The organism is Sphingobium sp. MK2, from assembly GCF_040170545.1.
In the GTDB taxonomy this organism is placed as follows: domain Bacteria; phylum Pseudomonadota; class Alphaproteobacteria; order Sphingomonadales; family Sphingomonadaceae; genus Sphingobium.
The window spans coordinates 249,410-263,262 of record NZ_JAZDXA010000001.1; the positions used below are offsets into that span (position 1 = coordinate 249,410).

Genomic DNA, 13,853 nt, shown 5'->3' on the forward strand with positions numbered 1-13,853 from the left:
TCTCGACACCATGATCTTGGCAGATTCCGCAGGACGCCGCTGCCGTGCAATCTATCCCCGCAAAAATATCCCGGACAGTTGTGGGATCAAGTCCGGGATCCATTAGCCTCACTTTTTCGATGGCGAACGACCATCAGGCCCGGTCGGAAACACCGTCACCGCAAACGCTGGCCTATCCCGCCAGTCCTGCTATGCGCAGGCGATGCAAAATATGCACAATCTTGCGGGCATCATCCACGTCGATGGTGAAACCTATGAATGGGAACTCCGCCGCGAACCCCAATGGAGCGACATTGACGGGTGGAAAGGCATGGCCATCGCCTTGCAGCAGAAAGACACGCAACGCGGCGCGCTCCTTGAATTTCCGCCGCCCAAGCGCTTGCTGAAAGGCCTGCAACGCGGCCGCCTGCAGATCAACGATGCGATCATCGCCCGTGGCATCCGCGCCGCGCTGGAAGCCGGCTGGGAACCCACCTCGCGCGGCAAGCCCATGGTGTTCACCGTCGACGCCGAGGGTAATTGAAGGATTTTAGGCGCTCCGCCCTTAGCCCTCTCCCGTCTTTCACGGGAGAGGGTTGGGTGAGGGTCTGCCTTTCTGTCCGGTTCCCCTGCCAAAGCCGCTAGCTGCATCTGCCGTCAGCTTGCGCTAGACCGGCGTGACAACCACAGGAGGGATGCCCCGATGATCGACCTGACCCGCACCCATCACAAGGGTATTGCCGTTGCCGATATCGACCGCGCCGTCGCGGATTATGGCGCGGCGCTCGACCTGACTTTCGCGCCGGTGCGCGATTTCGATCCGCTGCCTTTCTGGACGCCGGAAGACGGCCTGCGTGAGATTCGCGTGCGCGCTACCTATTCGCTGGGTGGCCCGATCCACATCGAACTGGTGCAGGGGCAGGGACCATTCTACGATCCCGCGACCGCCACCACGGCCCGCCATATCGGTGTCTGGGTCGACGACCTGCCCGCCGAAACCGCCCGGTTGGTCGATCTGGGCTGGACCGTACGCGCGGCGAACGCGAAGCCTGAAGATGGCTATGGGCTGATCGCCTATCTTGCGTCCCCGGACGATGCGCTGCTGGTCGAGTTGATCTCGACGGCGCTCAAGCCCGCAATCGACGAATGGCTGGGCGAATAAGCGCGCCCGACTCGGCGCGTGGCTTGAAATTCCGCGCCGTTTCGCTATTTTGTCACGATGGCGATACTTCCTATTCTTGAGGCACCCGATCCACGGTTGCGCACCATTTCGACCCCGGTCGAGGCGATTGACGACGATCTGCAACGGCTGATCGACGATATGTTCGAAACGATGTACGACGCGCCCGGCATCGGACTGGCCGCGATCCAGGTCGGCGTGCCCAAGCGGGTGCTGGTGATGGACTTGCAGGAGCCCGAATCGGACGCGGAGGATGCGCCCCCGGTCAAACGGCCGATGGTCTTTATCAATCCCGAAATCCTGCGCGAATCGCAGGATATGTCGGTCTATAATGAAGGTTGCCTGTCGGTGCCGGAGCAATATGCCGAGGTGGAGCGCCCCGCGACGATCCGCGCCAGTTGGATGGATCGCGATGGCCGCATCCATGAGGAGCAGCTTGAAGGCCTGCTCGCCACCTGCCTCCAGCATGAGATGGACCATCTGGAAGGCGTTCTATTTATCGATCATCTCTCGCGCATGAAGCGCGACATGCTGCTCAAGAAGCTGACCAAGGCCCGCCGCGCGGCCTGATCCGATATAATGGAACGCCCCGGCCATGGCGACCGGGGCGTTCCGTCATGTCACGCTACCCCGTCGGTATCCAGCGCATAGCCAGCCGACCGCACCGTGCGGATGATGTCGGTATAGACGCCATCGGCGTTGATCGCCTTGCGCAGGCGACGGATATGCACATCGACCGTGCGCAGTTCGATATCGCTATCCTGTCCCCACACGCTGTCGAGTAGCCGCTCGCGCGAAAAAACCCAGCCCGGATGCTCCAGAAAATGCTTGAGCAGCCGGAATTCGGTCGGCCCAAGCGGGATCACTTGCCCGCCGCGCCGCACCTTATGCCCCACCGTGTCCATCTCGACATCGGCGAAGGTCAGCGTTTCACCGGCCAGTGCTGGACGCACCCGACGCAGCACCGCGCCGACCCGCGCCACCAGTTCGCGGGGCGAGAAGGGCTTGGTCACATAATCGTCCGCGCCCGTTTCCAGGCCACGGACGCGATCTTCTTCCTCGCCGCGTGCGGTCAGCATGATGATCGGCACATTGGCGGTGCCGGTCATCCGCCGCAGCCGACGGCACACCTCGATCCCCGACAGGCTCTCGACCATCCAGTCGAGCAGCACGATGTCGGGCACATTCTCCTGCGCCATCAGCAAGGCTTCCTCGCCATCGACCGTATGGGCGACGTCGAAATCCTCGCGCTTGAAATGCCAGATGAGCAATTCGGCCAGCGCCGCGTCATCCTCCACCAGCAGCATCTTGGCCCGTGCCATGGTCAGATCTCCGCCTGGGCGTCAGTGCCGCCACGCTCGCGTTCCGGCATGGTCTGCCCGGTTGCGGCATAATAGACCATTTCGGCGACATTGGTGGCGTGGTCGCCGATCCGCTCGATATGCTTGGCGACGAACAGCAATTGTGCGCATTCGCTGATCGTCTTGGGGTTTTCGACCATGAAGGTCACCAGCGTACGGAACACGCTGTTGTAGAAATCATCGACCACGGCATCGCGGTCCACCACCGCCTGCGCAAGGTCAGGATCACGCGCCGCATAGGCGTTCAGCACATCATGCACCATTTCAGCCGCGACCTGCCCCATGGAGGGAAGGAGCGACATGGGTTCGAGCAACCGCTTGTTCGTCGCGATCAAGGGCACCCGCTTGGCGATATTCTTGGCATAGTCGCCGATCCGCTCGATCACGCTGACGATCTTGAGCGCGGCGATCACGTCGCGCAGATCGTTGGCCATCGGCGCACGCAGCGCGATCACCTCGATCACCAGCTTCTCGACCTCCGCCTCGATCGCGTCGATCCGCTTGTCGCCCTCGACCACCTCGGCCGCCAGCGCCAGATCCTGCCGTTGTAGCGCCAGCATGGCGTTTTCGATCGCCGCCTCGGCGCGACCGCCCATTTCTGCGATCAGGCCGCGCAGCCTGTCGATTTCATCATCGAATGCCTTGATCGTATGTTCAGCCATGTCTTGTCTCTCTCCGCCCGGTCAGCGCCGCAAATCAGCCGTAACGCCCGGTGATATAGTCCTTGGTCCGCTCTTGGCGCGGATTGGTGAAGATGTCCGACGTCACCCCATATTCGACCAGTTCGCCCAGATGGAAGAAGGCGGTCCGCTGCGACACGCGCGCGGCCTGCTGCATATTATGGGTGACGATGACGATCGCATAGCGGCCGCGCAGCTCGTGGATCAGTTCCTCGATCTTGGCGGTGGCGATCGGATCGAGCGCCGAACAGGGCTCGTCCATCAGGATGACTTCGGGTTCGACCGCGATCGCGCGGCCGATGCAAAGCCGCTGCTGCTGTCCACCCGATAAGGCCGTGCCGCTGTCGTGCAGCCGGTCCTTCACTTCTTCCCACAGGCCGGCGCGGCGCAGCGACTTTTCAACCACCACGTCCATGTCCGCCTTCGATGCGGCCAGGCCATGGATGCGCGGTCCATAAGCGATATTTTCGTAGATCGACTTGGGGAAGGGGTTGGGCTTCTGGAACACCATCCCAACCCGTGCGCGCAACTGCACCACATCCATCGACGAGGCATAGATATCCTCGCCGTCCAGCGTGATTTCGCCTTCGACCCGTGCCGAAGCGACAGTGTCGTTCATGCGGTTCAAGGTCCGCAGGAAGGTCGATTTGCCACAGCCCGAAGGGCCGATGAAGGCGGTGACATGGTCCATGTCGACATCAATCGACACGCCCTTGATCGCCTGCTTCTCGCCATAGAAAACCTTGACGTCACGGGCGGACATCTTTGGATTGGCGATCGTCAGATTGCTTTGGTCTTGGGTCATGGGCGTCATTACCACCGTGTTTCAAACTTGTTGCGCAGATAAATGGCGAGGCCGTTCATCGCGAGGAGGAAGGCCAGCAGCACGATGATCGCGGCCGAAGTCTTTTCGACAAAGCCTTTGGACACTTCATCCGACCACAGGAAAATCTGGACCGGCAGGACGGTCGCCGGATCGCTGATGCCGCCGGGCGGCGTCGCGATGAAGGCGCGCATGCCGATCATCAGCAGCGGCGCGGTTTCGCCGAGCGCACGCGCCATGCCGATGATCGTGCCGGTCAGGATGCCGGGCAGGGCGAGTGGCAGCACATGCTGGAACACCACCTGTACAGGACTGGCCCCGATGCCGAGCGCCGCGTCACGGATGCTGGGCGGCACGGACTTGATCGCGTTGCGCCCGGCGATGACGATGACCGGCATCGTCATCAGCGCCAGCGTCATGCCGCCGACCAGCGCCGCGGATCGCGGCAGGTGCAGCAGGTTAAGGAAGATCGACAGGCCAAGCAAGCCGAAGATGATCGAAGGCACGGCGGCGAGGTTGTTGATCGACACTTCGATAATGTCGGTCCACCACGCCTTGGGCGCATATTCCTCCAGATAGAGGGCGGTGGCGACACCGACAGGGAAGCTGAGCAATAGCGTCACCAGCATCGTCAGCAATGTGCCCTTGAACGCCCCCCAGATACCGACCTGCGCCGGATCGGTGCCGTCACTGGCGGACAGGAAGTTCCAGTTGAAACCCGTCGTCAGTACGCCCGCCTTCTTCAGCCGCGCCACGGCGGCTTCCGCTTCGGGCGGTCCCTCGCTCTTGGCCGCCAGGTCAATACTGGTCGAAGCGGGCAGGGCAATCGTCTCGGTGCGGCTCAGGATCGACGGATCGGCCTTGATCGCATCGCGAATGCTGATCCAGGCTGTCGGGGCCAGCAAGCTGTCGGCATCCGGTCCCAGCACGCGCTGGGCGACCGTGCTGGTGACCATCGGCAAATTGGCCTGGTTGAGCGATTCGTCCGTAATCGCGGCCGGATCGAGCAACAGCGGCGAGGATGGAAAATCGACCGTGAGGGCAATCTCCGTCCGGGTAAAGCCGCGCAGGCCATTGCCCATCATGGTGAAGAGCAGGAAGGCGAGGAAAGCAGCGGACAGCACCACGGCCCCTAAGCCGATCAGCCGGAAGCGGCGTTCCTTGGCATAGCGTCCCGCAATCCGCTTGCGCATCGCCTCCGACTTCCAGTCGGTGGGCAGACGTTCGACGGTCATTCGTAAGCCTCGCGATATTTCTTCACGACCCGCAGGGCCACGATGTTGAGCAACAGGGTGATGATGAACAGCACCAGCCCCAGCGCGAAGGCGGCGAGCGTCTTGGCGCTGTCAAACTCCTGGTCGCCGGTCAGCAACTGGACGATCTGGGTCGTCACCGTAGTCACGCTGGCAAAGGGGTTGAGCGTCAGGTTGGCGGCAAGGCCAGCGGCCATCACCACGATCATCGTCTCGCCGATCGCGCGGCTGACGGCGAGCAACACGCCGCCGACGACGCCGGGCAGCGCGGCGGGGATGAGGACGCGCTTGATCGTTTCGCTGGTGGTCGCGCCCATCGCCAGGCTGCCGTCGCGCATCGACTGCGGCACGGCGGCGATGCTGTCATCGGCCATGGAGGAAACGAAGGGAATGATCATCACGCCCATGACAAGACCTGCGGCCAGCGCGCTCTCCGATGATGCGCCGGAAATTCCGATCATTACCGCAAAGTCGCGCAACGCAGGCGCAATGGTGAGCGCCGCGAAATAGCCATAGACGACCGTCGGCACGCCCGCGAGCATCTCCAGCGTCGGCTTCATCCAGCGGCGCACCGTCGGGCTGGCATATTGGGTCAGATAGACCGCGCTCATCAGGCCGAGCGGAATGGCGACGATCATGGCGATGATCGCGCCGATGAAGATCGTGCCCCAGAAAAGCGGGATCGCGCCAAAGGCATCCTTATTGCCATAGCCCATGGCGGCCGATTGCGGGCTCCAATTGGTCCCGAACAGAAAGTCGATCGGATTGACCATCGAGAAGAAGCGGAAACTTTCCCACAGTAGCGAGGCGACGATGCCGACCGTGGTGACAATGGCCAGCAGCGACGCTGCCAGCAGCAAGGCCATCACCAGCCGTTCGACCCGTGTGCGCGCCCGGAAGTCGGGACGGACGCGGGTAAAGGCATAGGCACCCCCGGCAAAGGCCAGCACCAGCGCCAATATCGCCCCTGCCAGCCCGAACTTGTCGAGTGCCCGCATATAAGGCTCGACCAGCGCTTGCGAGGCGGGATTGAAGGCACCCGCCTGCTTGCCCGTCGCAATCGCGCGCGCTTCGCCCAGGATGGCGGAGCGGGAGAAGCTGTCGAGCGGCAAGGCCTGTGCGGCCGGGTCGTCCAGCACTGCCTGCGTCACGAGGCCCGGCGACACATTCGCCCACACGATCAGGAACAGGGCAGCAGGCAGCAATGTCCACAGCGCCACATACCAGCCATGATAGCCAGGCAGGCTGTGGACGGCGTCACGCCGCCCGGTGGTCCGCGCCACGGCTTGCAAACGCAAGGCGCGCGCGCGGGCGCTGACCCAGGCGATCGCGCCCAGGCCTGCGAGCAGCAGGAAGATTGCGGGTCCGGTCATGGAATAAGGCTCAATGCAACTGCGAACCGTCGAGCACGGTCAAAGCCTTGACGGCTTGCGCGCTCGCGGTGCGGACATCCTCAGGGGCAGCGACCATGCCACGCTTGGTCAGCGCGCCGCCCGGTGCCCAATTGGCGGCAAAGGCATTGAGAAAGCCCTGCAACCCCGGAATGGCGGCCATATGCGCCTTCTTCACATAGATAAATATGGGGCGCGCACCGGGATATTGGCCGGACGATACGGTTTCATAGGATGCCTCGATCCCGTCGATCGGAATATCCTTCAGCGTCGCGCGATTTTCTTCGAGGAAGCTGAAGCCGAACACGCCAACCGCATTGGGGTTCGCACCCAGCTTTTGCACGATCAGATTGTCGTTTTCGCCCGAATCGACATATTTGCCGTCCTCGCGAACGCGGGTGCAGGTCGCCTTAAATTCGTCCTCGCTCTTTTCCTTGAGCGCCTTCATCGCCGGATCGCTCTGGCATCCCTTTTCCAGGATCAGTTCGGCCAGCGAATCGCGCGTGCCGCTGGTGGAGGGCGGGCCGAACACCGAAATGGTGATGGCGGGCAGGCTGGGGTCGACATCCTTCCAGGTCTGCGTCTTGTTCGGCCCCTTGCCATAAGGATTGGCGGCCAGCGCCTCATAGACGATCTTGGGGGTCAGCTTGTAACCGGGGCCGTTCTTCGATTCAGCAAAGGCCAGCCCATCGACGCCGATCTGAACCTCGATGATATCGGTGACGCCATTGCCTTGGCACAGGTCGAACTCGGCCTTCTTCATCCGGCGCGATGCGTTGGCGATGTCGGGATATTGCGCCCCGACGCCGCTGCAGAACAGCTTCATGCCGCCGCCGGTGCCGGTCGATTCGATGATCGGCGACTTCATGCCCGGATTGGTCTGAACGAACAGTTCGGATGCGGCCGTGGCGAAAGGATAGACGGTGGAGGAGCCGACCGCGCGGATCTGATCGCGGGTCGCGCTGGCGCCACCCTGATCACCACAAGCGGCAAGGCCAAGGACGCTCAGCGCCGTGGCAGCGAGCAAGGCGAATCTCTTCACGGAAAACCTCCATAGACTAAGGCCGCGATTCGCATGTCGCCGCCCCCCATGGAGCAAGCGTCTAGCTGCGGACCATCGCGCCTTTGTGACAGTCAGGTTGCAGTTTCATGACATGGTGCCCGAAAGCGCCGATGGCCGCCGCCGTTCCTCAGCCTTTGTTACCCCTTCATCGGTCGCTGGAGGCAGCAATATGGTGATGGTTGTACCTTTCCCCAGCGTGCTGGCTATGTCCAGTCGCCCGCGATGCCGCTCGACAATATGTTTAACGATGGCCAAGCCAAGCCCCGTGCCGCCCATCGCTCGGCTGCGCCCCGAATCGACGCGATAGAAACGCTCGGTCAGGCGTGGCAGATGGTCGGGGCCAATGCCTTCGCCCTCATCGGCGACCGCCAGCCGCGTCATGCCGCTCGGTCCCTCGGTCAGTGTGACGCGGATCGGCGTGTCGGGCCGACCATATTTCACCGAATTGCCGATCAGATTATGCACCAGTTGCGACAATTGCGCGCGATCGCCCAGCACCGGGGGCAGCGAATGGGCGATCTCCATCTCCACATCGCGGCCGCGCGCGCCATGGCTGGACCGGAATATGCCGACCACTTCGGCGACCAGTTCCGACAGGTCGACCGCACCGTCGGGCGCGCGATATTTTTCCGCCTCGATTCGCGACAGCGAGATCAGATCGTCGATCAACCGCTGCATCCGCCGCGCTTCGCCGTCCATGATCTTGAGGAAACGCTGCCGCGTCTCATGGTCCTTGCCCAATTCCGGGTCGGCCAGCGTCTCGATGAAGCCCAATATCCCGGCTAGCGGCGTGCGCAGTTCGTGGCTCGCATTGGCAACGAAATCGACCCGCATCCGCTCCGCCGCATGGGTGCCGCTATGATCGACCAGATGCACCAGTCGCCGCATCGACGTGACCGCTCCCACGGGGGCCACACGCATCTGCCAGCGCTGTTCGCGCGTGCCGAGGCCCACCAGTTCGATCATGAACGGATCGGCCAGCGGCGCAGTGCTGGCCAATCGTTCGGCCGCAGCGGGATGACGGATGGCGATCCGCGCATCGTCGCCTTCGATATGCGCGCCCAGCAAGCGCTGCGCCGCGCGATTGGCGCGCACGATCTTGCCCTTTTCCACCAGCATCAGCGGATCGGAAATCCCTTCCAGCAATGTCGGAAAATCGGGATGATCGGCAAAGTCAGGCTGTTCGAGCGGCGGCGGGGCCTGCTCTGGTTCCGGGTCCTGGCCATGGGCCGCAATCAACAGGACGAACAATCCAGCCAGAATCGGCAGGGCAATGCCGATTGGCGAGGCACCGAGCAATAATGCGCCGCCCGTGCCCAGCATAAGCACGGCAAGCGACGCGGTAATCTGGGAAATGCTGAGTCGATTCATGGTTACCGCACTGGATTTGTCGCGCAAAGACTGCAAAGACCTTGGCCCAATAGCGTGCAATCATTACGCTTTGGCAAGCGCGAGATGCGGAACAGGACGATATGAGCGAGCAGATGCCCGATCAGGACGGTCCCCAGATGGACGAAACCGCCGCCGAGTCGGCCGTCGCCTCGCGTCGCCAATTGTTGATGGGTGGAGCCATGGCGGCGTCCGCCATCGTCTCGATCCGCCCCGCGCTCGCCAACACCGCCGCTTCGGTCCTCAACTGCACCATCCCGGTGCCCGACAATAGCCGGGCGGGCAATTTCATCGCACCCAACGGTCAGGTCGTGCCTGCGGGCACCCCTGGAGCCTTTCCCGGTACGGGTCGCAGCTTCACCGGCGAACAGGTGAAGCAAGCCTTGCGCGGCCGCCCGCTGCCCGGCACCGGCTATCAGCAAAATCAGGCCTATCTCAATTATATCCGTCGCCTCCAATCGGGGCAGAGCGGCTTCACCTGCTACGCCTCGCTGCAGATGCCGCGCTGAGCTGAAGCGCCACTTTTCCGCGACTACCCTAGCTGCAACGATCAAGCCGAATACGGCTTTCCTGCGTTGAGGACGTCGAACCTGCGAAGGTTTGATCCAACGCGAGGGCAGCGCCATGTTCCACTTCCGCCAGTCCCCGGCGCATGCCCTGTCGGTGGCGGTCTATCTCTATGAGCCAGGCGATGGCGGTCTTGATCGGGTGGCGATCCTGCTGGCCAATCATCTTCTGCGTCGTGGCGTGCGCGTCGAACTGTGGATGACCCGCACCGATGGACCGACGGCGCATCTGATCGACCCGGCACTGACCGTCCGCCGCATTCCCGCACCGGGCGGCAACCGGCGGCTGGCGATGATCGCGCAATGGCCTGCGCTTGCCCGACTGGTCCGGCGGCATCGCCCCGACATCCTCTATTCGGCCGGCAATCAGAGCAATATGCTGGTCGCGCTCGCGGCGCTGGGCACGGCGACGCAGGCGGTCGCCCGCATTTCCAATCCGATCCAGCGCCCCGGTGGCTATGGCCTCGCGGCCCAGGCCCGGCTCCTCCGCTTCCGCGCCATCGCGCGGCTCAGTGCCCTGACGATCGTGATGGGCCAGCATGATCGCGCCTTGCTGGCGGACAGCGGCCCCGTGCGCCTGCTCCCGCGCCCGACCGTCACGCCGGTCATGGATCAGGCCCGCGCCGCCCGCTTACCCCGCAATCCCGCCGCGCCGGTGCGTTTGCTGATGGTAGGCCGCCTGACCGCGCAGAAGGATCAGGCAACCGCGCTTGAAGCGCTGGCGCTCCTGCCCCATCTCGACTGGCAGTTGACGATCGCTGGCCAGGGTCCGCTGCGCGCTGCCCTTCAGAAGCAATGTCTTGCGTTGGGCATCGCCGACCGCGTGCATTTTACCGGCTTCGTCGCCGAGCCACAGAAGCTCGCCGCGCTGATGGGGCAAGCCGACCTGCTGCTCCAGCCTTCTCGCTGGGAGGGCCTCTGCGCCACCCTGATCGAAGCCCTGGCCTGCGGCGCGGGCGTGGTCGCGACCGACAGCACGCCCAACATTCACCCCGTCCTCGCCGCCGCCACCCAGCATCCCCCGGTGCCCATCGGCGACGCGACCGCCTTCGCCCGCGCCATCGAACGCGCGCTGCGCCAGCCCGCCGACCCCGCAACGCTCGCCGCCGCCGTGCGCGATCATCATGTCGATCGAGCGCTCGACGGCTATTGGCGCGCCTTCGCGGCTCTCGCCGATCGCCCCGAAACCCACGCCCTGCCATCGCCAGCCCTGCGCTGATACGTTAGGCACTTGGCTACGCTTCCGCGCTAGAGGGAGCCAAAGCAGCAGGGTGCCGGACTATGGACAACAGCCTATCCTATCGACGCGATACGGCCGACGCGCTGCTCAGTTGCGCGCTCGATGACTTGACGCTGCTCTATCATCGCCGGTCGGGCCAGACCCACATGGTCATCAGCCCCGTGCCCGAACTGCTCGACCGCATGGCCGACGGCGCCCCCGTCACCGCGAACCTACTGCATGACCGGCTGGCGCAGGAATTCGACCTCGGCTTGCCCGACGACGCCATCGCCGAAATCGCCACCCATCTCGACGCGCTGGCCGCGCTAGGCCTGGTGCGTCCGGCATGAAGCATGCGCTGACCCTGCGCATCGGCCCCGCCACCTTCCGCATCGGCGCGGCCTGGCCCCAACCGATCGCGCAGTTACAGCGCCTTTATGCCGCCTATCCCGATGTGACGGGACAAGTCGCCGACTTCACTGTCCGCCTCCAGCCGACCAGCGCGCTACGCCGCTGGCTGCGCCCTTCCATCTTCATCACCGGCGACCATGGCCTGGCCGACGCCGCGCCCATGAGTCTCTCGCATGGACTGCTGGCAGCGGAGATGGGCATGAACCTTCAGATGGCGCTCGGCTGGCGACGGCATCTGCTGCTCCACGCATCGAGCGTCGAAAAGGATGGCCGCGTGCTGGTGATGACCGGCGAGTCCGGGTCTGGCAAATCCACCCTCGCGGCGCTGCTCGGCGAACGCGGCTGGCGCTTCATGGGCGATGAATTTGCGTTGCTCGATCTCGACAGCGGCGCGATCCTGCCATTCCCCCGCCTCGTCAGCCTGAAAAATCGCGCGATCGACGTGGTCGCCGATACGGTGGGGCAGGCCCGCATGGGTCCACTGCTCGCCGCCACCGCCAAGGGCGACATCCGCCACATGGTCCCCCGCGCCGATGCCGTGGCGCGCATGGGGGAGGGAGCAATGCCCGCCCTGCTGCTCTTCCCTCGCTTCGGCCATGCACCGGACATCCGCCCGGTCGGGCAGGGCGAAATCTTCATGCGCTTGACCCAGGCCTCGACCAACTATGTCGCACTCGGTGAACCCGCCTTCGCTGCCCTGACCCGCTTCGTGCGCGAAGTCCCTGCCCGCGCCATCGACTTCCCCAGCGGCGAGGATGCCATCGCCATGGTCGAACGTCTGTGGGAGGAGCGGGCATGAGCGCCGCGCTGCTGGTGCGGGCGCTACGCGATCCGTCGTCCGTCACGACACTCGATGCGACGGGCTGGAACGGCCTGATCGCCGCAGCGCGCGCCGAACGGTTGATCGGTACGCTCGCTTTCCGCCTTGCGGACATCGTCGTCCCGCCAGCGGTGCAACCGATCCTCGCCGACGCCCGCACCGACGCCGCTCGCGAAGCGCGCCAGGCCTTGTGGGAAGCCGACCGCGCCGTCCAGGCGCTGCGCCCGCTCGACGTGCGGGTCATCCTGCTCAAGGGCACCGCTTATGCAGCGGCGGGGCTGCGCGCCGGGCAGGGGCGCTTCATCGGGGACCTCGACATCCTCGTGCCGCGCGACCGGCTGGCGGCGGTCGAACAGGCGCTGATCGCGGCGGGCTGGGAATGGGTGAAGGAAGACGCCTATGACGACGCCTATTATCGCCAGTGGATGCACGAACTCCCCCCGATGATCCACCGTACCCGCGACCGGATGATCGATGTGCATCATACCATCCTGCCGCTCACCGCCCGCCCCACGCCTGATGCAGTCGCGCTGATCGCTAACGCCCAACCGATAGCCGATGGGTTATTTGTGCTCGGCCCAGAGCATATGGTCTGTCATTCAGCGGCCCACATGTTGGCAGACGGCGACTTGCAGGGCGGTTTGCGCAACCTTTGGGACATTCACTGTCTATGCTGCGAATTTGGCGCGCAGGACGATAATTTCTACTTATCGGTATTTGAAGAAGCGGCGTTCAATGGTCTTACGGTCGCTGTATGGCGAGCACTCAGGCTGGCCCATCATCTCTACGGCACGCCAGTCAAAGCCTATCGAGCACCCATAGCCTTAGATTATCGGCTCAAACCTCTCGACCGCCTTTTCATTGCCCGCCTGCTCGCCCGCGACGGCTGGGGCCGCGAGACCCGCAAGCTACTTGTCTTCGCCTTCTTTCTCCGCTCCCACTGGCTCCGCATGCCCCTCCTCATGCTCGCCCGCCACCTCTGGACCAAATGGCGCAAGGGCCACCGGCCGACATGATATGTTGGCTGTTCCGTTCGCCCTGAGCCTGTCGAAGGGCCTTGCTTGTTCCCGCTCTACCGACATGATATGTGTATGATTCTCTAATCGGATACACATCATGCGCACCAATATCGTGATTGACGACGAACTCATGGCGCGGGCCATGCGCGCGACCGGCATCAAGACCAAGAAAGAGGCCGTGGAACAGGGGCTACGCACCCTGCTGCGCCTGAGCGAACAAGCGGAATTGCGGTCGTTGCGCGGCGCGATCGACTGGGACGGTGATCTTGACGTCCAGCGCTGCGACGGATGATCCTCGTCGATAGCAGCGTCTGGATCGACTATTTTCGCGGCATCGCAACGCCCCAGGCCGACCGTCTCGACAGTCTGTTGGGGCGGGAGCCGTTGCTGGTCAGCGATCTCATCCTTGCCGAAATATTACAAGGCATCAGTGCCGACCGGGAGTTCGACCGCGTTCGCCGCCTGCTCCTGACCATGGACGTGATCATCATCGGCGGGACGGAGGTGGCGATCGATGCCGCTCGGCACTTCCGCCACCTCCGCGCATTGGGCATCACTGTCCGCAAGACGATCGATACGCTGATCGCCAGCCGATGCATCCGCGACGGCCATGCGCTGCTTTTCAGCGACCGTGACTTTGATCCCTTCGTCGCGCATCTCGGCCTCAGAACTGCAATGGCGTAGGAATGGAAGGCACAG

General features: G+C 63.7%; 17 protein-coding genes. 10 read left to right on the top strand and 7 right to left on the bottom strand.

Translation table 11 applies throughout. The annotated features are described in order from the left end of the window. Nucleotides 1–211: 211 nt before the first annotated feature. The 3 genes from V2I08_RS01235 (at nt 212) to def (ending at nt 1,729) form a co-directional block, all read left to right on the top strand. Entirely contained in the window at nt 212–523 is a 312-nt protein-coding gene (locus tag V2I08_RS01235) for a hypothetical protein (protein ID WP_405053603.1), read from the top strand. A 159-nt stretch (nt 524–682) separates the two neighbouring features. Then, nucleotides 683–1,141, top strand: a complete 459-nt coding sequence (locus V2I08_RS01240) for a VOC family protein (protein WP_349633516.1) — start codon at nt 683–685, stop codon at nt 1,139–1,141. A 57-nt stretch (nt 1,142–1,198) separates the two neighbouring features. Next, complete coding sequence (def, locus tag V2I08_RS01245; RefSeq protein ID WP_349633517.1) at nt 1,199–1,729, top strand: peptide deformylase; 531 nt, start codon at nt 1,199–1,201, stop codon at nt 1,727–1,729. 50 nt (nt 1,730–1,779) lie between these two features. Here def and phoB read toward each other — a convergent pair whose 3' ends face one another. From phoB to V2I08_RS01280, 7 genes are all read right to left on the bottom strand, one after another. Further along, nucleotides 1,780–2,481 carry a phosphate regulon transcriptional regulator PhoB gene (gene phoB, locus V2I08_RS01250; protein WP_037477010.1) on the bottom strand — a complete coding sequence of 234 codons (702 nt, stop codon included), beginning with the start codon at nt 2,479–2,481 and terminating at the stop codon, nt 1,780–1,782. Nucleotides 2,482–2,483: 2 nt separating this feature from the next. Further along, a complete protein-coding gene (gene phoU / locus V2I08_RS01255) occupies nt 2,484–3,182 on the bottom strand; it encodes a phosphate signaling complex protein PhoU (protein ID WP_310226003.1) in 699 nt (232 codons plus the stop codon). 34 nt (nt 3,183–3,216) lie between these two features. After that, a complete protein-coding gene (gene pstB, locus V2I08_RS01260) occupies nt 3,217–4,005 on the bottom strand; it encodes a phosphate ABC transporter ATP-binding protein PstB (protein WP_310226001.1) in 789 nt (262 codons plus the stop codon). 8 nt (nt 4,006–4,013) lie between these two features. Next, on the bottom strand, nt 4,014–5,258 hold the full coding sequence (pstA, locus tag V2I08_RS01265) for a phosphate ABC transporter permease PstA (protein ID WP_349633518.1): 1,245 nt from the start codon (nt 5,256–5,258) through the stop codon (nt 4,014–4,016). Continuing rightward, on the bottom strand, nt 5,255–6,649 hold the full coding sequence (gene pstC, locus V2I08_RS01270) for a phosphate ABC transporter permease subunit PstC (RefSeq protein ID WP_349633519.1): 1,395 nt from the start codon (nt 6,647–6,649) through the stop codon (nt 5,255–5,257). The genes pstA and pstC overlap by 4 nt, the downstream gene beginning before the upstream one ends. A 10-nt stretch (nt 6,650–6,659) precedes the next feature. Next, nucleotides 6,660–7,709: a substrate-binding domain-containing protein gene (locus V2I08_RS01275; protein WP_349633520.1), complete on the bottom strand. Its 1,050-nt coding sequence runs from the start codon at nt 7,707–7,709 to the stop codon at nt 6,660–6,662. A gap of 105 nt (nt 7,710–7,814) precedes the next feature. Further along, complete coding sequence (locus tag V2I08_RS01280) at nt 7,815–9,101, bottom strand: ATP-binding protein (RefSeq protein ID WP_349633521.1); 1,287 nt, start codon at nt 9,099–9,101, stop codon at nt 7,815–7,817. 101 nt (nt 9,102–9,202) lie between these two features. On the opposite strand from V2I08_RS01280, the gene V2I08_RS01285 reads away from it, so the two are divergent. The 7 genes from V2I08_RS01285 (at nt 9,203) to V2I08_RS01315 (ending at nt 13,838) form a co-directional block, all read left to right on the top strand. Further along, nucleotides 9,203–9,628 (top strand): hypothetical protein, encoded by a 426-nt coding sequence (locus tag V2I08_RS01285; protein ID WP_349633522.1) that lies wholly within the window; start codon nt 9,203–9,205, stop codon nt 9,626–9,628. Between the two features lie 91 nt (nt 9,629–9,719). After that, nucleotides 9,720–10,904 (top strand): glycosyltransferase, encoded by a 1,185-nt coding sequence (locus V2I08_RS01290; RefSeq protein WP_349633523.1) that lies wholly within the window; start codon nt 9,720–9,722, stop codon nt 10,902–10,904. Between the two features lie 62 nt (nt 10,905–10,966). Continuing rightward, on the top strand, nt 10,967–11,254 hold the full coding sequence (locus tag V2I08_RS01295; RefSeq protein ID WP_349633524.1) for an HPr-rel-A system PqqD family peptide chaperone: 288 nt from the start codon (nt 10,967–10,969) through the stop codon (nt 11,252–11,254). After that, nucleotides 11,251–12,114 (top strand): HprK-related kinase A, encoded by an 864-nt coding sequence (locus V2I08_RS01300; RefSeq protein ID WP_349633525.1) that lies wholly within the window; start codon nt 11,251–11,253, stop codon nt 12,112–12,114. The genes V2I08_RS01295 and V2I08_RS01300 overlap by 4 nt, the downstream gene beginning before the upstream one ends. Next, complete coding sequence (locus V2I08_RS01305) at nt 12,111–13,151, top strand: nucleotidyltransferase family protein (RefSeq protein ID WP_349633526.1); 1,041 nt, start codon at nt 12,111–12,113, stop codon at nt 13,149–13,151. Before V2I08_RS01300 ends, V2I08_RS01305 begins: the two co-directional genes overlap by 4 nt. A gap of 100 nt (nt 13,152–13,251) precedes the next feature. Next, nucleotides 13,252–13,446 (top strand): type II toxin-antitoxin system VapB family antitoxin, encoded by a 195-nt coding sequence (locus V2I08_RS01310; RefSeq protein ID WP_349633527.1) that lies wholly within the window; start codon nt 13,252–13,254, stop codon nt 13,444–13,446. Further along, on the top strand, nt 13,443–13,838 hold the full coding sequence (locus tag V2I08_RS01315) for a PIN domain nuclease (RefSeq protein WP_349633528.1): 396 nt from the start codon (nt 13,443–13,445) through the stop codon (nt 13,836–13,838). Before V2I08_RS01310 ends, V2I08_RS01315 begins: the two co-directional genes overlap by 4 nt. Nucleotides 13,839–13,853 lie beyond the last annotated feature (15 nt).